The following is a 22,068-nucleotide window of genomic DNA, read 5'->3' on the forward strand; positions in this document are numbered from 1 at the left end:
CGTCCGGTGGGTCCGCTCACCCTTCGACAGGCTCAGGGTTCGCTCCCGGTTCAGCCAGCCGGGAACCCTCGCTACGGCAGCGGGGTGTTCCGCGTGCCCAGGCGCGAAGCATCCACCGTGTCGCGCGCACCGCGCAGCACGCCGGCGATGAACCCGAAGCCCCACGACAGGTGCATGGTCGGCAGCACCGCGAGGGTCCAGAGCCGTTCGCGGAACGTGCGTCCGCCGCCCGGCTTCAGCGCCATGACGGCGACGAGGAGGATGTACGCGACCAGGGGCAGGTACACGACGGATGCCAGGATCGACGCGAGTCCCGCGAGGACCCCGGTGAGCTGCAGGATGCCCACGACCAGCGCGAGCGCCGTGTTCAGCACGAGCGCGGGCGGTGCGAAGAACCGTAGCCCGTTGCGGCGGCCGTAACGGCGCACCAGCTCGCCGCGCCACGCACCGGTCGCGCGGAACTGCCTGGCCAGCCGCCACCAGCTCTCGCGCGGCCAGTAGGTCACCGAGAGCTTCGGGTCGAGCCACACCCGGTGGCCCGCGCGGCGGATGCGGAGATTGAGCTCCCAGTCCTCGCCGCGGCGCACCGACTCGTCGAACAGCCCGACCTCGTCGAGGACGGATCGACGCATGACGCCGAGATACGCGGACTCGGCCTCGCCTTCGCGGGAGGTGCCGTGGTACGCGCCGCCGCCGAGTCCGACGGGGGAGTTGTAGGCACGGGCGACGGCCTTCTGGAACGGCGTGCGGCCGTCGGCGCTCATGACGCCGCCCACGTTGGCCGCACCGGTGCGCTCGAGCGTCGCGAGCGCGCGCTGGGCGTAGCCGGGGGCGAGTTCGGAATGCGCGTCGACACGAACGATCGTCGGGTACCTGCTCGCCCTGATCGCGGCGTTCAGACCGACGGGGATATGCGCAGCGGGATTGTCGACCAGGCGGATGCGGTCGTCGCCTTCCGCAAGCCGCTGCGCGAGCTCCGTCGTGCCGTCCGTCGACGGACCGAGGGCGAGCACGAGTTCGCTGGGACCGCTGAGCTCCTGATCGAGCACGGAGGCCACCGCATGCTCGAGGTACTTCCGCTCGTTGAGCACCGGCATGATGAACGACACCCCGGCTGCAGGTGTTGTCGAATCGTGCTCTTCCACCCGTCGATCATGTCATGGAGCGCGCAGGCGCCATGCGTACTCTTGAGAGGTGAGCGGTGTCAGCGATGTGAAGAAGGCCTATCGGCTGCTGCGCAAGGCGCTGCGCTCCCGCAAGGCGGTCCAGCGCGTTCGCCGGCGCCTGCAGGTGCACCCCGAGAACCACTACAAGGTCGCCGTCTACTTCGCCGACGGCGCCGTGAACATGTACCAGATGCGCCAGTGGTACCGCCCGCTCGCCGAGCTGCAGAAGCTCTGGCCAGTCGTGGTCCTCGCCCGCAATGCGGGGGGCGCCGAGAAGCTCCTCGACGAGGACGCGCCGCCGGTCGCCTTCGTCCCCACGGTGCGCGACCTCGAGCGGTTCATCGCGAGGCAGGACATCCGCATCGTGCTGTACGTGAACCAGAACACCCGCAACTTCCAGATGTTCCGCTACGGCCGGCGCTGGCACGTGTTCATCAACCACGGCGAGTCCGACAAGATGTACATGACCACGAACCAGTACAAGGCGTACGACTACGCGTTCGTGGCCGGTCAGGCGGCACGGGATCGCCTCAGCCGCACGCTGTGGGACTACGACGTGGACGCCAGGACGCTCGAGATCGGGCGGCCCCAGGCCGATCACTACTCCGGTTCGCTGCCCTACACGCCCGACGACCGGACGGTCGTGCTCTACGCGCCGACCTGGGAGGGTGATCGTCCGAGCGCCCACTACGGCTCGATCGCCACGCACGGCGAGACCCTCATCGCCGGGCTCCTCGCCACCGGTCGGCATCGCGTCATCTACCGGCCGCACCCGCGCAGCGGCGTGCTTGATGCGGAGTACGGCGCAGCGCACCGGCGCATCCTCGCCGCGATCGCCGAGGCGAACGCCGTCGACGCCACTGCGTACCACGTCCACGACGACGGCCCGGAGCTCGGCTGGCAGCTCGTGGCGGCGGACGTCGCGATCGTCGACATCTCGGCGATGGTCTACGACCGACTCGCCGCGGGCAAGCCGCTGATGATCACGCGCCCCGTCGACGAGCGCGCATCGATCGACGTCGGCGGATACCTCTCGGACTGCGAGTGGCTGACGGCAGATGGCGCAGCGGGAATCGTCGCGGAGGTCGATCGCGTCCGCGCCGATGAGGATGCCGTCGCGAAGCTGCGCATCTGGGTGCAGCACTACTTCGGCGACACCACGCCCGGCGTCGCGACGGCGAAGTTCCACGCGGCCGTCGAGCATCTGATGGGCCTGTGGGACGAGTGGCGCAACCGCGAGATCGGCGCGATCAGCCCCGACGAGGACGATGACGACGAAGAGGACAAGGAAGACGAACTCTGACGCGCAGCCCCTGACGCTGCCCGCTGCCGGTTCGTAGACTGGCGGCATGGACTTCCCCCAGGCGACGGCAGCGGCATCCCGGTTCGAGTTCCTCGCCGAGTCGGCGTCGACGAACGCCGCGCTCCGCGTGCTCTCGGCGGATGCCGACGCCTGGCCCCACCTGTCGGTCATCGTCACCGACGATCAGACGGCCGGGCGGGGACGCCTCGACCGTTCCTGGGACGCGCCGGCGGGCACCGCGCTCGCCGTGTCCGTCCTCCTGCGCCGGCTGCCCAGCCACCCGGAGGCGACCGGGTGGATCCCGTTGGTCGCGGGGCTCGCGATGGCGGATGCCGTGACGGTGCAGCTGGCCGGTCACGAGGTCGGCGTCAAATGGCCCAATGACGTGCTCGTGGACGGGCGCAAGATCTGCGGCATCCTCGCGGAGTCCACCGGATCCGCGATCGTACTGGGAGCGGGTGTGAACACCGCGATGACCGCGGCGCAGCTCCCGGTGCCGACGGCGACCTCGTTCGCGGCGCTCGGGGCCGTGGCAGACCATGACCGGTTGGTCTCGGACTACCTCCGGCGGCTGAGCGGCCTGCTGGAGGCGCTGGCGACATGGGGCGACGCCGACCGCAGCGGCGTGCACGACGCGGTGTCCGCGCGCTGCGCCACGCTCGGCCGTGACGTCGACGTGTCACTGCCCGGCGGCGGCGCGCTGCACGGGACCGCGATCCGGCTCGCGGGCGACGGGCGGCTGGTCGTCGAGGTCGACGGTGCGGAGCACCTCATCGCCGCGGGTGACGTCGTCCACGCCCGACTCGCCTGACCGGCCGGGCCGCCGGGCGAGGGCGGACACGCCGTCACACAGCGGGCGTTGTCCGTGGCGACGGGCACAATGGAGCCATGACCCAACCCGTGACGCTCGGCGGCCGGCCGATGATGCCGCCGCCAGGGGCACCTGCCGAGGAGCTGCTCATCGCGCGCTTCCGCGGCGGGGCGCGCGGGCTGTTCTGGTCGGCGCTGCTGCTGATCGCCGTGTGCGGGGCCACGGCCTTCTTCTTCGACAACCTGCCGGACGGCTTCCAGAACTGGATGCTGCTCGCAGCTGCGGGCCTGCTCGTGCTGCTCGGGGTCGTCATCCCGTTCCTCGTGTGGCTCTCGCGCACGTACACCGTCACGACGCGGCGCGTGATCGTCCGGCATGGGCTGGGCGCTCGGCAGCGGCGCGAGATGTCGCACGTGCGCGGCTACTCGATCGGGGTGCGCCGCGGCATCGGGCAGCGGATGTGGGGGGCCGGGACGATCACGCTCTCGAACGGCCTGGATGCGCCGCTGAGCCTGGTGAACATCCCGAACGTCACTCTTGTGCATGAGGCGCTGGCCGACCAGATCGAGGTCAACCAGATCCTCGCGCACCGCGACGCCCAGTCCATGGGCGACACCGACCCGGTGACCTGACGCGCCTTCCTGCGGGTCGTTGAGCGCAGGCGAAGCCGGAGACGAAACGCGCCCCGCGAGCCGTAGGCGAGTCGAAACGTCCTCCGCCGTGCGAGACAATAGGACTCGACGAACGGAGAACCACATGGTGTTGCGCATCGGCGTGATCGGCGGCGGTCAGCTGGCGAGGATGATGATCGCCCCGGCGGTGGAGCTCGGGATCGATCTGCGTGTCCTCGCCGAGGCGGAGGGCATGTCCGCGCAGCTGGCCGCGACCGCGGTGGGCGACTACCGCGACCTGGACACGGTGCGGTCCTTCGCGCAGGACGTCGACGTCATCACGTTCGACCACGAGCACGTCCCGCAGGAGGTGCTGCGCGCTCTCGTGTCGGAGGGCGTCGCCGTGCACCCGGGGCCCGATGCGCTCCGCTTCGCGCAGGACAAGCTGGAGATGCGCGAGCGCCTCGCGGAGCTCGGCGTGCCGCAGCCGGACTGGGCGCGGGTGACCGACGCCTCCGAGCTGCAGGCGTTCCTCGACGACCACGGCGGGCGCGGTGTGGTGAAGACCCCGCGCGGCGGGTATGACGGCAAGGGCGTGCGCGTGGTCGGTGCGGCGGCTGAGGCGGCGGACTGGTTCGAGCGGGCGGGCGGGGAAGCGCTCCTCGTCGAAGAACTCGTCGCGTTCCGCCGCGAGCTCGCCCAGCAGATCGCGCGCAGGCCGAGCGGGCAGATGGTCGCCTACCCGGTCGTGGAGACAGTGCAGCGCGACGGCGTGTGCGCCGAGGTGTTCGCGCCCGCTCCGGGCGCGGGGGAGCGCCTCGTCCAAGTGGCCGAAGGCGTCGGACGCCGGATCGCCGAGGGCCTCGGCGTCACGGGGATGCTGGCCGTCGAGCTGTTCGAGACGGATGACGAGCGGATCCTCGTCAACGAGCTGGCGATGCGACCGCACAACAGCGGTCACTGGAGCCAGGACGGTGCGGTGACGGGTCAGTTCGAGCAGCACCTGCGCGCGGTCGCGGATCTTCCGCTGGGAGATGCGTCGCCGAGCGCGGCCTGGGCGACCATGGTGAACATCCTCGGCGGTCCTGTCGACGGCACCTTCGAGAGCCGGTTCGATGCGGCGATGTCCGAGCATCCGGACGCGAAGATCCACACCTACGGCAAGGACGCGCGCCCCGGCCGCAAGGTCGGACACATCAACGTGTCCGGCGACGACCTCGACGACATCGTCTACACGGCGCGCGCGGTCGCCGCCCACTTCGACTGAATCCTCTGAGAACACGGGGTCAAAGCTCGTGCCGTTCAGCAGAACTCCGGGGAGCGGAAAGTAGCCTGGGGGAGTGACTGAGCCACTGCATTCCTCCAGCGTGCCCGTCGTCGGCGTCGTGATGGGTTCCGACTCCGACTGGCGCGTGATGAGCGACGCCTCCCAGGCGCTCACCGACTTCGGCATCCCGCACGAGGTCGAGGTGGTGTCGGCGCACCGGACGCCGGACAAGCTCATGTCCTACGCGCGCGAGGCGCGCGCCCGCGGCATCCGCGTGATCATCGCCGGGGCCGGGGGAGCCGCGCACCTGCCGGGCATGCTGGCGTCGATGACGCCGCTCCCGGTGATCGGCGTGCCGGTTCCTCTGGCCTACCTCGACGGCATGGACTCGCTGCTCTCGATCGTGCAGATGCCCGCCGGCATCCCGGTCGCCACGGTCTCGATCGGCGGTGCGCGCAATGCGGGACTGCTCGCCGCGCGCATCCTCGGCGCATCGGACGCCGCGATCGCGGATCGCCTGGAGGAGTTCGCGCGCGAACTCGAGAGCCAGGTGACGGAGAAGAACGAGCGGTTGAAGGGCTCCCTGTGACGCTTGCCGCACCACGTGCAACGCCGGGCACGGGACGGCGCCTGATCGAGCCGCGACCGCTGCGCAACCCCGACGTCTCCGACGAATCGTTCATGGGCCGCCGCGGCTGGTGGCTGGTGGCGATGAACGTGCTGGTGCCCGGATCTGCGCAGATCCTCGCCGGCCGAAATCGGAAGCTCGGGCGATTCGGGCTCGGTGCGACGCTGATCGGCTGGGTCCTCGTGATCAGCGCCGTGGTCGGGGGGCTGTTCCTGCGCTCCGCGTTGATCCCGGTGCTGTCGAACTGGTTCTTCCTGACGGCCGTCCAGGTGATCCTGGTCGGCTACGCCGTCCTGTGGATCGTGCTGACGCTCGACACTCTGCGGCTGGTACGTCTGGTCAAGGTGCCGCAGACCTCGCGCATCGCGATACCTGTCGTGGCCCTTCTCGTCGTGGGCCTCCTCAGCGCGGGTGCCGGATACGGTGCATCCGTGGCCGGAGCCAGTCGCGGAGCGATCGACGACATCTTCGGCAGCAGCGGTCCGAGCGTCGACCCCAGTGACGGGTACTACAACATCCTTCTCCTCGGCGCCGACAGCGGAGACGGGCGCGACTCCATGCGCTTCGACAGCATCTCGGTGGCATCCATCAACGCCGAGACGGGAGCCGTGACGCTCTTCGGCATCCCGCGCGAGCTGCCGCACGCGCCGTTCAGCGACGGCAGCCCGATGCAGCAGCTGTATCCGGAGGGCTTCCAGGGGCAGTCCTCGGCGACCTGCGGCTGGAACGGCTGGATGAACCACGTGCGCTACGCCGCCGAGGTGTGCCGCGAGGACGAGGGCGCGAGCCTGTACCCGGATGCCGCGAACCACGGCTCCGCCCCCGGTATCGAGGCTACGAAGGATGCCGCAGAGGGGATCCTCGGCATCGAGATCCCGTACTACGTCTTCATCGACATGCACGGCTTCGCCGACATGATCGACGCACTCGGCGGCGTCGACATCAACGTCACCGAGCGGCTCCCCAAGGGCGGTGGGCCGGCGTACGACGGACAGCCCGCCGAGGACTGGGCCAGCGGGTGGATCGAGGTCGGCCAGCAGCACATGGACGGCGACACCGCGCAGTGGTACGCCCGCTCGCGGTACACGACCAGCGACTGGGATCGCATGCAGCGACAGCGCGAGCTGCAGATCGCGATGCTCGAGCAGTTCACGCCGCAGAACGTGCTGACGCGGTTCAACGAGATCGCCGCTGCGGGCACCGTCCTCGTCGACACCGACCTCCCCAAGGACAAGCTCAGCGAATTCTTCGACCTGATGATGAAGGCGAAGGAGCATCCGGTCACGACGATCGAGCTGACCCCGGACAACGGCGTCGACGAGTTCGAGCCCGACTACGCGCACATCCGCGAGCTCGCGCACGAGACCCTGCACCCGCCGACGGAGACGCCGACGCCGACGCCGTAGACCGGCATCACCCGCAGTCGAGGTCGACGTGCACGATCTCAGGGTCCTCGAGCATCGGCGTGTGGTGTACGCGCGTCGGTTCGTGCCCTGCGCCGGGGCCGGTGAAGGTCGCGGTCACGGTCCTCGACTCACCGGGCGCGACGGTGACGTCGTGCTGGACGACAGGGCGGTCCGCCAGAGCCGTCGTCGATTCGTCGCCCGCGGATGCTCCCTGCGGACCGTAGATGGCGATCAGCGTGCGCACGTCGCCGGGAGCGCCGTCGGCGGGCGCGGTGGCTGCAGCCGCCACCTCGTCCGGAACCGCGTTCGTCCACGTCACGCTGACCTGCGTCGTCGGCGCGCCGGCGCACATGCCGATCGCCGTGCTGATCGTCGTGTCGACATAGGGGCCGAGGGGCGCATGGGTGCGATCGTCGAGCAGGACGCCGACGGCGACCTCGCCGTCGCCGTCGGTCGGAAGCGCCCCGGCGAGAGAGGTCTTCTCGAGGAACTCCTGCTCGTCGGGTGCGGCGCTCCAGACACGGATGCGATCAGCTGTCGCCGCGGCGGCGAACGCGGCCATGACTTCGTCCGGTTCGGGCGAGGACAGGAGCGCGTCGAGTGTCGTCCGCGCGGCTTCGGCGAACAGCGTCTGACGCTCGGCGGGATCGGAGACGGTCGAGGGAACATCGACCGCGAGAGTGGACGCGATCGACCCGGACGCCGCAGCGAACCCGCCGAAGGAGATGCCGTCCGTCGGCGCGAGCACGTACCGCATGGTCTCGATGTCGACGGCGATCACGCCGGCGACGGACGCGTCGAACCGCTGCTTCCAGTACTGCACGAGGAGCTCGCCTGCCGTGGCGAAATCGGGTGCGGACGTCGCCTCGTTCGCGACGCGCGCCGGTCCATCACCGTACAGTGCGAGAACGGCATCGTCCAGCGGCAGCGGCTTCTTGAGCGGCGGCAGGTCGCTCGCGCGGACGGTGCGGCCGATGCGTACCGCGCCGTCGTCCACGCGCACGACGACGAACGCGGCGATCGCGCCTCCTTGTGAGCGGATCTCGGAGTTGTCCTGCACGGCGATGAGATAGTTCCGGGGCCCGTCGCCGCCGAGCATCGACGGAAGCAGGACGGATGCGCCGTGCAGGCCCCCGACGGTCGCAGCCGCCGTGCGGATGAGGCCGCGTGCCCCGGTCACGGCGTCCGCGATCGGTCCGATCGAGACGTCGACGTCGATCTGTCGTGCCCGGGTGTCGGCGGAACTCAGCGCGGCGGCCGATGAGGAGAGCGGTTCGGCGAGTCCGCGCAGCTTCGCGAGGTCGATCCGGCCGCCGGAGAGCCCCAGCGTCGCCAGCTCCGCGTCCGGCGCGATCCCGACGATCGGGTCGAGCGCCGCGGCCGCGGTGTCGTCGGCGATCTCGGCGACCTCGCGCACGGCGGTGAGGTTCCCGCCGACCCAGGGCAGGAGCTCGAAGCCCCGCCAGACCGGATCGGAGGTGAGTTCGCGGGCGAGGGCGGCGTGCTGCTCGATGCGTGGTGCGATGCGCTCGACCCGCTCGGAGGACCTGTCTGCAACGGCGCTCTGCAGCTGGGCGACCGAGTTGCGGAGGTTCTGCAGCTCGCTCAGCGCTCCCGCGCCGCGCACGACGACCCAGCCGATCGCGACCAGCAGGACGGCGGCGAGAAGACCGATGATCCATCCCACCCGACGTCGTCGTGCCGGCTGCCGCCCGTCGCTCATGACTGCATTCAATCACGTCGCGGCGCGCACCACGTCGATTCGTCTTCTGCGCGGATACGCTGTGCTCATGGGTGCAGTTCTGCGGGTCGTGCTCGACCAGATCGCGAGCGTCGTCGACGCCGATCAGGCGGGAGCCGCACGAGACCTCGCCAGAGGGCTCGTCGAGACGGCGCCGACGGACTGCACGGTCGAGGCGATCGTTCCGAGTGGAGCATCCGTCGACCTGGACGGCATCGCTGAGGTCCGCACGCTCGGTCTCGGGCGACGTGAGCTCGCCGCATCCTGGCAGCTCGGAATCGCGCCGGGCGTGGGCGGAGGCCTCATCCACGCGCCGTCGCTCATGGCGCCGCTTGTCAAGCACGATCGCGTGCACGACCAGGACCAGACCGCCGTGACGGTGTGGGATCTGAGCGCGTGGGAGTCGCCGCAGACACTGTCGAAGTCCGCCGTCGCCTGGCAGCGGGGGATGCTGCGCAGAGCTGCCAAGCACGCGGACGCCGTCGTGGTTCCCACGCACGCCATGGCGGAGCGGATCGCGGAGTTCGCCAAGCTCGGCGATCGGGTCCGGGTCATCGCCGGCGCTCCGCCGACGGGGTTCGTCGTTCCCGAGGATGCCGCTGATCGCCGGGTCGAGCTGTCATTGCCGTCGCGCTACGTCGTCCTCTCCGGCCTCGTCGACGAACTCGAGGACGCCTTCCGCGCCGCGGCGTCGGCCGACGTCGACGTCGTCGTGCTGGATGCCCCGGACGGCGCAGAACCCCGGTTGGCCGAGGCCGCGTCGGCAGCCGGACTGCCCGAGCGACGCGCGCACATTCGCGGGGTCCTCCCTTCGGAGGATCGGGCGGCCGTCCTGGGGGCGGCTGCGGCATTCGTCGCGGCGAGCACACGGACGACCTGGCCGTGGCGCGCCATGGAGGCATTGGCGCTCGGCGTGCCCATCGTCGCGGCGGACAGCGGGACCCACCGGGACGTCATCGCCGAGGGCGGTGCGCTGGTGCCGGCCGGCGACCTGGTCGACGCGCTCGCGGACGCGGTCGGATCCGGGGAGCGGCGCCTGCGCGTCCTCGCTGGGGACAGGGCCAAGGCGTTCTCGTGGGCGAGTTCTGCCGAACGCGTATGGCACCTGCACGCGGATCTGTGAGGCCCGGCGGGAGTCTGCGTGATCGCTGATAATCCCCGCGACACGCCGATTTCATATGCGGTTTGATCGATCCCAGTGGCATCATTGCGCAACTTCCGTCACACTAGTCACATGTCTCGTCGTGTCGCGCGTCCCCGAAACGCGCTCCGGTTGCCTCGGTTCGTCGCCGTCTTCGTCGCTGTTCTCGCGGTCGCGATCGGCACCGTGACGCCGATCCAGGCCGCGACGGCATCGACGTCGGCATCGATTGCGGCCTCGACGACGACTTCCGGACGCGCGACAGGCGACCTCGCGCAGACCACCAGGGCCAAGACGTATCTCTCCGGTTTCAAAGCCGGCAACATCATCAGCGATGCCGTCTTCACCAGCAAGAACACCATGTCGGCCACGCAGATCCAGTCCTTCCTCAACTCGAAGGTGTCGAAGTGCGTCGTCGGCAAGGACGAGGACGGTCTGCCCTATGTCTGCCTGAAGGATCTGAAGGTCCCGACCCAGTCGAAGGCGGCTGACGCGTACTGCTCGGCGTACGCCGGAGCTGCCAGCGAGTCCGCGGCGCGCATCCTCTACAAGGTCGCGCAGGCGTGCAACATCAACCCGCAGGTCCTGATCGTCATGCTCCAGAAGGAGCAGGGCCTGGTCACCCACATCTGGCCGAGCAACTGGCGGTACAACAAGGCGATGGGACAGGCATGTCCTGACACGGCACCGTGCGACACCGCCTTCGCCGGTTTCTTCGCCCAGGTCTACGGCGCCGCTCGCCAGATGCAGATCTACATGGAGGGCAAGTACTTCCAGTGGTACAAGGCCGGCCAGACCTGGCGTGTCCAGTACCACCCGAACGCGGCCTGCGGCAGCGGATCCGTCTACATCGCCAACAAGGCGACCGAGGCGCTCTACTACTACACCCCATACCAGCCGAATGCGGCAGCGATGCGGGCGGGATACGGGACGGGCGACGGCTGCTCGAGCTACGGCAACCGCAACTTCTACAACTACTTCACCGACTGGTTCGGCTCCACCGGCTCGGCAGACGTGTGCGACGTCCCCGGCAACGTGGGAAGCGCCTCCCGTCAGTATGTCGTGACGACCGGTCTGAACGCGCGCAAGGCACCGAACACGGGCTGCCAGGACGGCACCTTCGTCCTGTCCGAGGGGACGATCCTCCAGGCGCGGCGTGTGACCATCGACGGCGACTGGATCGAGGTCCTCACTCTGGAGGGCCCGCGATGGGTCGCGCGCGAGTATCTCCGTTACGCGGACACGAAGGAAGCCGCCTGCACGGTGCCCCCCGGTACCTCCGCCGCCAACGGTTCCTACGTCGTGCGGACCGCGACGGCCGCGAAGCTCGCGCCGTGGGCGGCCTGCGATCTGCGTTCGAGCACCTTGAGCGCAGGAACCGTCCTGCAGGCGACGCGCGTGTCGAGCACGGGCAACTGGCTGGAGGTGCAGACTCAGGCGGGACCGCGCTGGGTGGCGCGCAGTGCAGTCGGGACGGCAGCACCCGCCGACGTCGACGGGGCGTGCGCCGAGCCCGCCGGCACGACGAAGGCATCCCAGCAGTACGTCGTCACGTCGACCACTCCGGGGTGGGTGTCGCCTTTGGCATCCTGCGGCAAGAGCGAGCAGTTGACCGCCGGAACCGTTCTCCAGGCGACGCGACTCTCATACTCCGAGAAGTGGTTGGAGGTCCAGACTCAGGCGGGTCTGCGCTGGGTCGACCGCAGCGCTCTCGCGTCGGCCGCTCAGGCTGACATCGACGCGGCGTGCGTCGATCCGGCCGGCACATCTGCGAAGACCGACCAGTACGTGATCCGCAAGGACACGCTGGCCTGGCTCAAGCCCCTTGCGAAGTGCGGCACCGCCGCCAGGGACATCGGCACCGGCACTGTCGTGCAGGCGACGCGTGTCTCCTACTCTGGCAAGTGGATCGAGATCCGTACGGGCGCCGGTGCGCGATGGGTCGCGAGCGATGCCGTCGCGGTGTGCGCCGACCCGGCCGACACCCGCACGGCCTCGCGGCAGTACGTCGTCCGTGTTCCCGCGCAGGCGCTCGTATCGCCCCTCGCCACCTGCGGCACCGCGGTGAAGCACTGGGGTGCGGGCACGAGCCCCACCGATCTCGGCACCGGAACGGTGCTGCAGGCGACGCGTATCTCCTACTCCGGCAACTGGATGGAGATCCGGACCTCGGCCGGCGAGCGCTGGGTGCGCAGCGATGCGATCGCCGTGTGCCCGAATCCGGCCGGGATGAAGAAGGCGTCCAAGCAGTACGTCGTCCTGAAGGCGACCAAGGGTCTCGTCTCGCCGCTCGCCGAGTGCGGTACCGCCGCAGTGCATTGGGGGACCGGAACAGCGCCGCAGTCCCTGGGTGTCGGCGCCGTCGTGCAGGCGACCCGGATCTCGTCGTCGGGCAAGTGGCTGCAGGTGCAGACGAGCAGCGGCCTGCGCTGGGTGCCCCGTTCCGACGTCCGCGAACGGTGAGTCGCCGGCGCGCTGAGATAATTGCCGGATGACGTGGCTCGAGGCGCTCCCGACGATCCTGCTCGCGTGTGCGGTGATCGCCGGGCCGGGCCTCCTGATCACGGCCCCGTTGCGGCTGGGGGTGCTCGGCCGCGCGGCGATCGCGGGTCCGGTCGGCGTCTGCGCGGCGGGGATCGCGGCGATCGTCTTCGGGGCTCTCGGGATGCCGTTGAGCCTCTGGCAGATCCTCCTCGTCTCCCTCATCGGTCTGGGCATCTGTCTCGCACTGCGTCGAGTCGTGCGACGGACGGAGCGGCACGACACCGGCCACGGCTGGTGGATCGCCGCCTCGTGGGTGGTCTCGGCGACAGCCTTCGCCATCACGACGTTCCACCGTGTCCCGACGCCCGAGCGCATCTCGCAGACCTATGACAGCGTCTTCCATCTGTCGGCCGTCGCCGCGATCCTGGACGGCTTCTCGGCATCCTCGCTGACTCTGCGTTCGCTCATCGAGACCGAGGGCGGAGGCATCGCCTATTACCCCTCGGCGTGGCACGTGTTCGCAGCCGTGACGGCGCAGACCGCCGGCGTCTCTGTTCCGGTGGCCTTCAACGCGGTCTGGATCGCGGTGGTCGCGGTCATCTGGCTCCCCGGCATCGCATGGCTCACGCAGATCCTGATCCCCGCGCGCGTCGCCGCTCTGATCGCGTTCCCGCTCGGCGTCTCGTTCGGCTGGTTCCCCTATGCGCTCCTGACATGGGGAACGGTGTATCCGACCGCGATCGCGCATGCGCTCCTGCCGGCGGCAGTCGGCCTCGGCATCCTCGCGGTGCGCGCGGTCGTCCCGCTCGGGCGGGCCGGGGGAGCGCTTCGTCGATGGGGCCTGGCAGCCCTCGCGGTCATCCTTGTCGGAGGCGCCCTCGGCTTCGCTCAGCCCCGCGTGCTGCCGACGCTCGTCGTCATCCTCGTTCCCTACCTCGGCTGGCGGCTGGTGGCTGCGTATCGCGAGGCGCGGGCGGCGGGCGGTCTGGTCGCCGTTCGGGCGCGACGGATGCTCTGGGGCGGTGGAGCCGGCGTCGTGCTCGTCGCCGCGGCCGGGATCGCGGTGGCGGTCTTCGGACTCGGCCTGTTCGATGAGCCGCTGTCCGAGCGCCTCAACGGCCCGCAGGCGAGGGCGACGCAGAGCATCGAGGACGGGGTCTGGCAGCTGATCGCGCTGTCGTCGCGGACCGGGGTGCGCGGGATCATCACGGCGGTCCTGCCGCTGGCCGCGGCCGCTGTCATCATCGGCGTCATCGTCGCCCTCCGACGGAGGGAACTGCGATGGATGGTGATCTCATATGCGCTCGTCGGCGTGCTCTACATCCTGGCGGCGGGGTCGGACGACGATCTGACCAAGCTGCTGACCGGCATCTGGTACAAGGACGGGTATCGGCTCGCGGCAGCGCTTCCGGTCCTCGCGGTGCCGTTGGCGACGCTGGGCATCCTCACCGTCAGCCGATGGATCGCCGCTCGGCGAAGCGGCCGGGAACGAGCGGTGATCGCCGGAGCGATCAGCGCCGGTGTCGCGCTGTCCTCGACGATCGGTCTCGCCGTCAGCGGGACGGGCGAGGCCACCGCGGTGGTGTTCCACGAGCCTGCACAGGACGCGCAGCGCGAGGTGGTCTCGACGAAGCAGATCGCCTTCATGCGCGACGTGGTCCCGACGATCGTGCCCGACGATCAGCGACTGCTCGGAGATCCATGGGACGGATCGGCGCTGACCGCGCTCTACGCGCACCGCGAGCCGGTGTTCCCGCACGTCAACGGGCAGTGGGATCGGAACCGCAGAGTCCTGGCATGGAACCTGGAGCTCATCGACACCGACCCGGAGGTGTGCGAGGCCCTCGACGCGCTGCGCGTGCGCTACGTGCTGTACAACCCGCACGCCTTCGGCGGCGGCGACCCGGCAGGCAATCACTTCCCGGGGCCGCACGACGCCGTGGACGCGGGCGTGTTCGAGCCGGTCGCGACCGACGGCGAATCGATCCTCTACCGGATCGACCAGTGCGGACCGCTCGATTGAGCGTCGGACGTCACTACGCGGCGTCGTCGAGGCGCAGCTTCGTGTTCCAGTACTGGTCGGACGTCAGATCGCGGTACCCCTCGCGCCACTGCTTCTGCAGCTTCGGGTAGAGCCGGAGCAGACGCAGGTTGTTCTTGACGAGGCGCACGGTCTCCTCGCGGAATCGGCGCATGTCGCGTCGGACGACGTACGCAGCCGTGCCGTCGGCGTTCAGATACGTGATTTCCGCAGCACCGTAGGTCTTGCGGTAGTCGTCCCGATAGGGAGCGGTCAGCGTGAGCCTGGTTCCACGGCGATCGCCGAGGGGCAGGAGATGACCGTTGAGCGTCGCGAGCCACAGGGCGCGCAACGGGCGGGGGAAGCGTCCGAGCCGCTGGCGAGCGGGGCGATCCAGCGGATGCCAGGCCTCGGTGGTGGTGAGGGCCTTGAGGTCGGCGCGGCGCTGAGCCATGTCGGCGTTCTCGTCGAAGAACTCCGGACCGCGCATGACGTCCTCGAGCGCCAGATTGACGGCCGAGAGGGTGTCGTAGTGGAAACGGAGGACGTTGCGCAGGTAGAAGCTCCGGATCAGGCTCTGGATGCCGCGCCAGTCGCGCTCGCGCGCCGACCCGCTCAGGTGATGGGCGAGGTGGCTGCGGAAGTCCAGGTACCAGGTGAGCGGAGACGCCTTGTCCGTGAAGCTCTCCTGGATCGACGACACGCCGGGGAGCCGCACGATCGTGAAGTCGTTGACGAGGGAGAAGCTCACGTCGTCGCCGCGGACGAAGAACGGGAACGGAAGGTGCTCGGCGTGCTCGACGGGGAAGGCGAAGAACCACCATCCGCCGTACAGATCGGGGGAGGGGTCGGCCGTGGTCTCGAACTCCATCCGGAACACGCGCTTGCGCTTGCGGAGGTCGAGACCGGCGTACTGCGGCTTGCAGACGAGATCGAACTCCGCGCCGTTCTCCCAGACCTGCCAGCGCTGTGCCGCGTTGATCATGCCGCCGGCGACGGCGGTGCGCGAGTCGATGGCGTAGGCGAGGAACCACCAGACCCGGGTGAGCGCCTCCATCTGGATGGAGGCGTCGTCGTCCATGAAGAGGCAGTGCGTCGCGCCCGACTCCCTGGCGGCGAGCAGACCTCGCGTGAAGCCGCCGGCGCCGCCGAGGTTCTCGTTCGGGATGACGGTGACACCACCGCCGTCCTCGACCGTCACCGTCTGCCCGTTGTCGACGATCAGCATCCGGATGTGTTCGCCGACCTCCGAGGCCGCCCGGTAGCGGCGGAAGCGCTCGGCCGTGACCTCGACCTCGGCTTCGCGCCGGAACGTCGTCACCGAGAGCATCAGCTCGGGCGTCCGTCGGGGAGCCGCGGTGGTGCCCCAGGCGAAATCGTCGAGACGGGCGTGCTCGAGCGCCGTGAGCTCGAAGTACAGCACGGCGCGCGCAAGAGCCTCGTCACCGGGGACGAACGCCTGGCGGAAGTCGCCGTCGAGGGTGATGGTCTCGCTGAAGACCTGGCGCGAGTACTTGTGCGGTCCGGCGATGTGGATCGACAGGACGAAGCGACCCCGTCCGGACAACTGGAGCTCAAGAGGCAGTTCTCCGCTGTTCTTGCGCCACTTCCCGAGATTGAACAGGTTGTAATAGGTGCTCGTCGAGAGCGTGCCGCCAGGGCCGAAGTCCGCGCCCCGTTCGGTGAGCGAGACGCCGACAGGACCGCTCAGTTCGAAATGCGCCGCCACTTCGGTCGAGATACCGGCCTGGGGCCAGATCGCGCCCTGCACGGGGTGGCCCGCAGGTGAGGTGAGCTCGCCCGTCTCCATATCGAGAACCTTCCTGTTCGTGGGCAGCGTCGTCGTGTCCGACGCCGCCGACGTCGTCGTATCCGGTGCGGATTGCGTCACGCGGGCTCAGCCCTTGCGGTGGCGCAGCAGGACGTGATCCATGTTGGTGCGCTTCGAACGCGGCACCAGGACCTTCTCGTCGTAGTGCCCGACAGCGATGAACGAGATGAACACCTCGTGATCCGGGATGTCGATGATCTTGCGGATCGACTCCTCCTTCGCCGTGCCCATGGCTGTGTTCAGCGAGCAGGATCCGAGTCCGACCTGGGTCAGCCCGAGGAGGAGCGACATCATGAACAGTCCGCCGTCGACGAAGGGCTGGTTCCGCTCCGGAGCGAAGAGGAATGCGTCCAGATCGGCGGTCACGAGCAGCAGCCGCGGAGGCATCTTGTAGCCGCTGAACCCGCCCTGGATGTCCAGCACGGACTTGATGATCTGAGGGTCCTCGAACTGGTGGACCCGCGCTGCCTGGCGGTTGCAGACCGAAGGCGCCTGCATCGCGATCTGCACGGCGCGATCGATGTCCTCGTCGCTGACGCGTGCACTCGTGAACTCGCGCACGCTCCGTCGTCCGTACATCACATCGATGAACGTGCGGTCGTCGTCGGTCTCACGCGTGATCTCGCGGATCTGGTCGGCCGGAACCACGCCGCCCTCCTGGTGCGTGCAGTTGTCGATGAGATCCTGCGAGGCCTCCGAGAAGAGCTTGCGGTAGTGAGCCACATCGGCGTTCAGTTCGTCGTGGCGCGCGAAGTAGGTCTGCATCACCGCGGCGGAGCTCTGGACGAAGGGATCGTCGGTGTCGCGTCCCGCGGCGGTCCAGGCGTTCATCTCCTTGGCGAGGCCGGGCACGGCGATCTTGCCGAAGCCGGCGCGGAAGTCGCTGCGGCTGAGTCCCTTCTCGATGGCGTGCGCGTGGAAGATCATGCGTGCGCGAGCGCCGGAGACGCCTTCAGCGGACCGGGCGTGCGAGAACGAGCGCATCTGACGCTCATGGTCCTTCAGATGAAGCGCCTTGGCCTGGCCGGAGAAGCCTCCGGCGGGAGCGCCCCCGCCCGAAGCCTTGCCGTCCGCGGCCGGCACGGCGCCCGCAGGGATGGATGTCAGCTCGATGCGTCGGACCTCGGCGCCGGCACCGCGGCCGGTGAAGTGTACGGCCCCGAGCATGAACTGGGTGAGACCGGGTTCCTTGACCTGGAAGTACACGGTGTCGGTGCGCCCGCGCGAACCCTTGTCCGACATGTCGATCGACCCGACGACGCGGAACTTTCCCGTCTCGGGGTTGCGCAGATGCAGGTTGACGGACGGAGCCGTGGTCTGCGGAGTCCAGTCGATCTTCAGCTCGTACGTGGACCCCGGGTTCAGTGCCTGGGGCAGATCCGCCCATACGAGATTGCCGAGCACGGCGCTGCCGCGCGCCACCTTCAGACGCGTGCTCTTGGAGCGTCGGGAGACGCGCCATCCGGCGCTTCCCGCGGTGAACTCCGGGTTGTTCAGCGTGAACGACTGGCGCGGATGCAGGGCGGCAGAGTCCTTGGTGGCGGGGTCCAGGGCGGACTTCAGCCACGCGAGCGAAGCCTCACGGCCGGCGCCGATGTACTCCCGCGCCTTCGAGAAGTCGATCTCACGGGTGACGTTGTCGTTCTGCGCGATCGTCTGCTCGTCGTCGATCTCGAAGACACGGCGGGTGTCATCGAAGCCGAGGGAGGCGAGCAGATTCTTGAAGCGGTCCGCACCGCGCTTGGCGTTGTAGATCGATGAGAAGGGCTTCTCGAAGATGGCCGCGAACGCGGTTCCGTGGAAGCTGTCCGTGACGACGTAGCTCGCGTCGCGATATCCGCGGAGGAAGTTCTCCGGAGCATCCTCGGCCATGATCTCGGCGCGCGGCTCGTCGGCGAAGATCGACGCGACGTGGTCGCGACCGTCGTCGGGGTTGGGGATGACGAGGATCTTCTTGTACCCGAGCTTGTCAGCGATCGCCTGCGCGACCGCCTTCTTCTCGTCGGTGGGGTCGAGGAAGAACACCGCCATGTACTCGCCATCCGTCGACACGGTGGCCTTGTCGGCGAGCTCGCTGTAGTGCTCCTTCGGCATGAGGAACACGGGGTCGACGACGAGCGAGGCCTTGGCGCCGAACAGGTTCGCCGCGGTGTCGATGGCGTAGCCCTCGCGGACGGAGATGGCTTTGAACGCCTGGAGGTTGGGTGCGTGCTTCGCGATGAACGGCGGCTTGAACTTGTCGGTTCCGCGGTTGCCGAACGACGTTCCGTACGCGACCCGGCTGTTCTTCTCGTCGACGAAGTCGAGGAACAGGTCGTTGTTGACGCGACCGATCAGCGGGTTCCAGAGCTGGTCGCTGCCCACCACGAACGTGCGTGCGACGTCGTTCAGCTTCGGAAGCTCGGAGTAGTGCATCTGCTGGGTGTACTCGTACCCGATGCGACGGGCGAACTCCATGGACAGGATGTCGTCCGGCCAGGACACGCGGTAGCCGTTGTAGCCGAGGGGCTCGTGCACCATCAGCACGGAGTGACCGAGACTGTCGATGGCGCGGTTGAGTCCGTAGTAGGTCATGATCGAGCCGTAGTTCTTCCCGTACCACCACCCGAGGACGGCGACATCGTATGTCTTCTTGGGAACGGTCATCTGATCTGTCCTTACCTGCAATGGGAGGGGCGTCCGGCGAGCCGATGGCACCGCCTCGACGGCGGATCACAGGGCTCGAAGCTCGCCAGAGAGTTTATCCCAGCTCCGCCTGGGAGAGCTCTGCGTCAGGTCGGAGCCGTCCGTGTGTCGCGCCGTCGGTGCGCACCCGATGCCCTGCCGCCTCCACCGCTTGCACAGGGAAGCGCGGACAGTGGTGACAGAATGGTGGATATGGACACTGATCTCTTAGTCGTCGGTTCCGGCTTCTTCGGACTCACAATCGCAGAGCGGGCGGCGAACGACGGGCGCAAGGTAACCGTCATCGATCGCCGCACCCACATCGGCGGGAACGCGTACAGCGAGAACGAGCCCGAGACCGGCATCGAGGTCCACCGTTACGGTGCGCACCTGTTCCACACCTCGAACCCGACGGTCTGGGAGTACGTGAACCGGTTCACGACCTTCACGAACTACGTCCACCGCGTGTACTCGACGCACAAGGGCCAGGTGTACGCCCTTCCGGTGAACCTGCACACCATCAATCAGTTCTTCAACGCCGCGCACACCCCGGACGAGGCGCGCGCGCTCGTCAAGGAGCAGGCCGGCGAGTTCGACGTCAAGACGGCGCAGAACTTCGAGGAGAAGGGCATTGCCCTGGTCGGGCGCCCCCTGTTCGAGGCGTTCTTCGCGCACTACACCGCCAAGCAGTGGCAGACCTCGCCCGAGAAGCTCTCCGGCGACATCATCAGCCGCCTCCCCGTGCGCTACAACTACGACAACCGGTACTTCAACGACACGTGGGAGGGCCTGCCCACCGACGGGTACACGGCGTGGATCGAGCGGATGGCCGATCACCCCAACATCGAGGTGCGGCTGGACGTCGACTTCTTCGACGAGTCGCAGCCCTTCAACAAGAAGGCGACCGTCGGGCAGCTGCCCATCGTCTACACCGGCCCGGTCGACCGCTACTTCGACTACGCCGAGGGCGCGCTGAGCTGGCGGACGCTCGACTTCGAGCAGGAGGTCCTGAACGTCGGGGACTTCCAGGGCACGTCGGTCATGAACTACCCCGATGCGGACATCCCCTACACCCGCATCCACGAGTTCAAGCACTTCCACCCCGAGCGCAAGGACCTCTACCCGACGGACAAGACCGTCATCATGCGCGAGTTCTCCCGGTTCGCGACCCGCGACGACGAGCCGTACTACCCGGTGAACTCGACCGACGACCGCGCCGGGCTCCTCGCCTACCGCGAACTGCAGAAGGGCGAGCAGCAGGTCCACTTCGGAGGCCGCCTGGGCACCTACCAGTACCTCGACATGCACATGGCCATCGGGTCAGCATTGTCGATGTGGAACAACCAGCTCAGCTGAGTATCCGTGTCCACCGCAATCGGCGCACCGGGATCGCCCCGGCGCAACCTGCACTCCCTGTGGGTCCTCTCAGCGCGCGACCTGCGCGTCCGATACGCCACGAGCTGGCTCGGCTACCTGTGGAGCGTGCTCGATCCGCTCGTGATGAGCCTGATTTACTGGTTTGTCTTCACGCAGATCTTCCACCGCAGTGTCGGGTCCGATCCGTACATCGTGTTCCTCATCGCGGCCCTCCTGCCGTGGGTCTGGTTCAACGCGTGCGTGAGCGACTTCACGCGAGCGTTCCAGCGGGATGCGAAGCTCGTCCGGTCCACAGCGATGCCACGGACGATCTGGATCGGTCGCATCGTGCTGTCCAAGGGGATCGAGTTCCTGTTCGCCCTGCCCGTGCTCGTCGTGTTCGTGGTCTTCAGCGGCGCCGAGGTGACGTGGGGCGTCCTGTGGTTCCCCGTCGCGATCATCGTGCAGGCGATTCTGCTGACGGGGCTCGGGCTCATCCTCGCCCCGCTGTGCGTGCTCTTAGAGGACCTCGAGCGCACGACGAAGCTCGTGCTCCGTGCGCTGTTCTACGCCACGCCGATCATCTACAGCGCGACCGATCTGCCGGCGGGCTTCGGCTGGTTGCCGCTTGCGAATCCGCTGGACGGCATCTTCTCCATGTACCGCTCGGCGTTCTTCGCCGAGCAGTGGAACACGGCGTCCGTGGTCGCGAGTGTGGTGTGGAGCATCGGTCTCCTCATCGTCGGCATCTTCGTCTTCCGCGGTCTCGAGCGCGACGTCCTGAAGGAGCTGTGATGGGGGAGTACGCGATCGAGGTCTCCGGACTCGGCGTCCGGTTCCGACGGAACCGGCGCGGCCGGCAGTCCATCAAGTCGATGTTCGCCAGTGCCTCGCGGCGCACCCCGAAGGGGGAGTTCTGGGCGCTGCGCGACATCTCCTTCAACGTGAAGCCGGGGGAGTCGATCGGCGTCGTCGGTCGGAACGGTCAGGGCAAGTCCACGCTGCTCAAGCTGGTGGCCGGCGTGCTCCTCGCCGACGAGGGAACCGTCGAGGTGCACGGCGGGGTCGCTCCGCTGATCGAGATCACCGGCGGGTTCGTCGGCGATCTCACCGTCCGCGAGAACGTCCGCCTCACCGGGGGACTCCACGGCATGAGCAAGGCCGAGGTGGCGAGCCGCTACGACGGCATCATCGAGTTCGCCGAGCTCGAGGACTTCCAGGACACCCCGTACAAGCACCTCTCGAATGGCATGAAGGTGCGCCTCGCGTTCTCCGTCGTCTCGCAGCTGGACGAGCCGATCCTCATCGTCGACGAGGTCCTGGCCGTGGGCGACAAAACGTTCCGCGAGAAGTGCTACCGGCGCATCTCGGAGATGCTCGCAGCCGGACGCACGCTGTTCTTCGTGAGCCACAACGAACGGGACCTGAGGCGCTTCTGCACGCGGGGGCTCTACATCCGCGACCACCGCCTGGTGATGGACGACAGTCTCGATGAGGTGCTGAAGGCGTACAACGCCGACAATTCGTGAGCGACTGCGGCACGTAAACGCAATCGACGCTGATCCGTTGCGTCAGGTATTTTCCGGCTGTTCCCGCTGAGCGATAGCATCGACGAAGGCCTCGGGAGGTCGCAATGGCG

General features: G+C 68.4%; 16 protein-coding genes. 12 read left to right on the forward strand and 4 right to left on the reverse strand.

Features of this window, described 5'->3' with window-relative positions; translation table 11 throughout:
• Positions 1 to 71: 71 nt before the first annotated feature.
• Positions 72 to 1,097, reverse strand: coding sequence for a glycosyltransferase family 2 protein (locus AB0269_RS02650; RefSeq protein ID WP_366210488.1), 1,026 nt, complete (start codon positions 1,095 to 1,097; stop codon positions 72 to 74).
• A gap of 97 nt (positions 1,098 to 1,194) precedes the next feature.
• Here AB0269_RS02650 and AB0269_RS02655 point away from each other — a divergent pair, with 97 nt between their 5' ends.
• The 6 genes from AB0269_RS02655 (at position 1,195) to AB0269_RS02680 (ending at position 7,192) form a co-directional block, all read left to right on the forward strand.
• Entirely contained in the window at positions 1,195 to 2,469 is a 1,275-nt protein-coding gene (locus AB0269_RS02655) for a CDP-glycerol glycerophosphotransferase family protein (RefSeq protein WP_366209610.1), read from the forward strand.
• Between the two features lie 46 nt (positions 2,470 to 2,515).
• Complete coding sequence (locus tag AB0269_RS02660; RefSeq protein ID WP_366209611.1) at positions 2,516 to 3,280, forward strand: biotin--[acetyl-CoA-carboxylase] ligase; 765 nt, start codon at positions 2,516 to 2,518, stop codon at positions 3,278 to 3,280.
• Between the two features lie 77 nt (positions 3,281 to 3,357).
• Positions 3,358 to 3,912, forward strand: a complete 555-nt coding sequence (locus AB0269_RS02665; RefSeq protein ID WP_366209612.1) for a PH domain-containing protein — start codon at positions 3,358 to 3,360, stop codon at positions 3,910 to 3,912.
• Between the two features lie 88 nt (positions 3,913 to 4,000).
• Positions 4,001 to 5,158 carry a 5-(carboxyamino)imidazole ribonucleotide synthase gene (locus tag AB0269_RS02670; protein WP_366209613.1) on the forward strand — a complete coding sequence of 386 codons (1,158 nt, stop codon included), beginning with the start codon at positions 4,001 to 4,003 and terminating at the stop codon, positions 5,156 to 5,158.
• Between the two features lie 121 nt (positions 5,159 to 5,279).
• Positions 5,280 to 5,747, forward strand: coding sequence for a 5-(carboxyamino)imidazole ribonucleotide mutase (gene purE / locus AB0269_RS02675; protein WP_366210489.1), 468 nt, complete (start codon positions 5,280 to 5,282; stop codon positions 5,745 to 5,747).
• Positions 5,744 to 7,192 (forward strand): LCP family protein, encoded by a 1,449-nt coding sequence (locus AB0269_RS02680; RefSeq protein WP_366209615.1) that lies wholly within the window; start codon positions 5,744 to 5,746, stop codon positions 7,190 to 7,192. The genes purE and AB0269_RS02680 overlap by 4 nt, the downstream gene beginning before the upstream one ends.
• A 7-nt stretch (positions 7,193 to 7,199) precedes the next feature.
• On the opposite strand, the gene AB0269_RS02685 is transcribed toward AB0269_RS02680, so the two are convergent.
• Entirely contained in the window at positions 7,200 to 8,915 is a 1,716-nt protein-coding gene (locus AB0269_RS02685) for a DUF4012 domain-containing protein (protein WP_366209616.1), read from the reverse strand.
• A gap of 67 nt (positions 8,916 to 8,982) precedes the next feature.
• Between AB0269_RS02685 and AB0269_RS02690 the strand changes: the two genes are divergently transcribed.
• The 3 genes from AB0269_RS02690 to AB0269_RS02700 all read left to right on the forward strand — a co-directional run bounded on the left by AB0269_RS02690 (position 8,983) and on the right by AB0269_RS02700 (position 14,581).
• Positions 8,983 to 10,056: a glycosyltransferase gene (locus AB0269_RS02690; protein WP_366209617.1), complete on the forward strand. Its 1,074-nt coding sequence runs from the start codon at positions 8,983 to 8,985 to the stop codon at positions 10,054 to 10,056.
• A gap of 111 nt (positions 10,057 to 10,167) precedes the next feature.
• Positions 10,168 to 12,537: a hypothetical protein gene (locus AB0269_RS02695; protein ID WP_366209618.1), complete on the forward strand. Its 2,370-nt coding sequence runs from the start codon at positions 10,168 to 10,170 to the stop codon at positions 12,535 to 12,537.
• Positions 12,538 to 12,565: 28 nt separating this feature from the next.
• A complete protein-coding gene (locus AB0269_RS02700; protein WP_366209619.1) occupies positions 12,566 to 14,581 on the forward strand; it encodes a DUF6541 family protein in 2,016 nt (671 codons plus the stop codon).
• A 13-nt stretch (positions 14,582 to 14,594) separates the two neighbouring features.
• On the opposite strand, the gene AB0269_RS02705 is transcribed toward AB0269_RS02700, so the two are convergent.
• Complete coding sequence (locus tag AB0269_RS02705) at positions 14,595 to 16,469, reverse strand: hypothetical protein (RefSeq protein ID WP_366209620.1); 1,875 nt, start codon at positions 16,467 to 16,469, stop codon at positions 14,595 to 14,597.
• Between the two features lie 6 nt (positions 16,470 to 16,475).
• Positions 16,476 to 19,055 carry a polysaccharide pyruvyl transferase family protein gene (locus AB0269_RS02710; protein WP_366209621.1) on the reverse strand — a complete coding sequence of 860 codons (2,580 nt, stop codon included), beginning with the start codon at positions 19,053 to 19,055 and terminating at the stop codon, positions 16,476 to 16,478.
• A 222-nt stretch (positions 19,056 to 19,277) separates the two neighbouring features.
• Between AB0269_RS02710 and glf the strand changes: the two genes are divergently transcribed.
• Genes glf through AB0269_RS02725 form a run of 3 tightly spaced genes read left to right on the forward strand, consistent with a single transcriptional unit; the run spans position 19,278 to position 21,958 of the window.
• Entirely contained in the window at positions 19,278 to 20,429 is a 1,152-nt protein-coding gene (gene glf / locus AB0269_RS02715; protein ID WP_366209622.1) for a UDP-galactopyranose mutase, read from the forward strand.
• Between the two features lie 6 nt (positions 20,430 to 20,435).
• Positions 20,436 to 21,224, forward strand: a complete 789-nt coding sequence (locus tag AB0269_RS02720) for an ABC transporter permease (protein WP_366209623.1) — start codon at positions 20,436 to 20,438, stop codon at positions 21,222 to 21,224.
• Positions 21,224 to 21,958, forward strand: coding sequence for an ABC transporter ATP-binding protein (locus AB0269_RS02725; RefSeq protein ID WP_366209624.1), 735 nt, complete (start codon positions 21,224 to 21,226; stop codon positions 21,956 to 21,958). The genes AB0269_RS02720 and AB0269_RS02725 overlap by 1 nt, the downstream gene beginning before the upstream one ends.
• Positions 21,959 to 22,068: the final 110 nt, after the last annotated feature.

The sequence above is a fragment of the Microbacterium sp. NPDC077644 genome, from assembly GCF_040702785.1.
Taxonomy (GTDB): domain Bacteria; phylum Actinomycetota; class Actinomycetes; order Actinomycetales; family Microbacteriaceae; genus Microbacterium.

Bases quoted from the DNA above. Each gene is read 5' to 3' on its own strand.
- AB0269_RS02650 (WP_366210488.1), bottom strand. From the start codon at position 1,097: ATGCCGGTGCTCAACGAGCGGAAGTACCTCGAGCATGCGGTGGCCTCC.
- AB0269_RS02660 (WP_366209611.1), top strand. From the start codon at position 2,516: ATGGACTTCCCCCAGGCGACGGCAGCGGCATCCCGGTTCGAGTTCCTC.
- AB0269_RS02665 (WP_366209612.1), top strand. From the start codon at position 3,358: ATGACCCAACCCGTGACGCTCGGCGGCCGGCCGATGATGCCGCCGCCA.
- purE (WP_366210489.1), top strand. From the start codon at position 5,280: ATGGGTTCCGACTCCGACTGGCGCGTGATGAGCGACGCCTCCCAGGCG.
- AB0269_RS02685 (WP_366209616.1), bottom strand. From the start codon at position 8,915: ATGAGCGACGGGCGGCAGCCGGCACGACGACGTCGGGTGGGATGGATC.
- AB0269_RS02690 (WP_366209617.1), top strand. From the start codon at position 8,983: ATGGGTGCAGTTCTGCGGGTCGTGCTCGACCAGATCGCGAGCGTCGTC.
- AB0269_RS02695 (WP_366209618.1), top strand. From the start codon at position 10,168: ATGTCTCGTCGTGTCGCGCGTCCCCGAAACGCGCTCCGGTTGCCTCGG.
- AB0269_RS02700 (WP_366209619.1), top strand. From the start codon at position 12,566: ATGACGTGGCTCGAGGCGCTCCCGACGATCCTGCTCGCGTGTGCGGTG.
- AB0269_RS02710 (WP_366209621.1), bottom strand. From the start codon at position 19,055: ATGACCGTTCCCAAGAAGACATACGATGTCGCCGTCCTCGGGTGGTGG.
- glf (WP_366209622.1), top strand. From the start codon at position 19,278: ATGGTGGATATGGACACTGATCTCTTAGTCGTCGGTTCCGGCTTCTTC.
- AB0269_RS02725 (WP_366209624.1), top strand. From the start codon at position 21,224: ATGGGGGAGTACGCGATCGAGGTCTCCGGACTCGGCGTCCGGTTCCGA.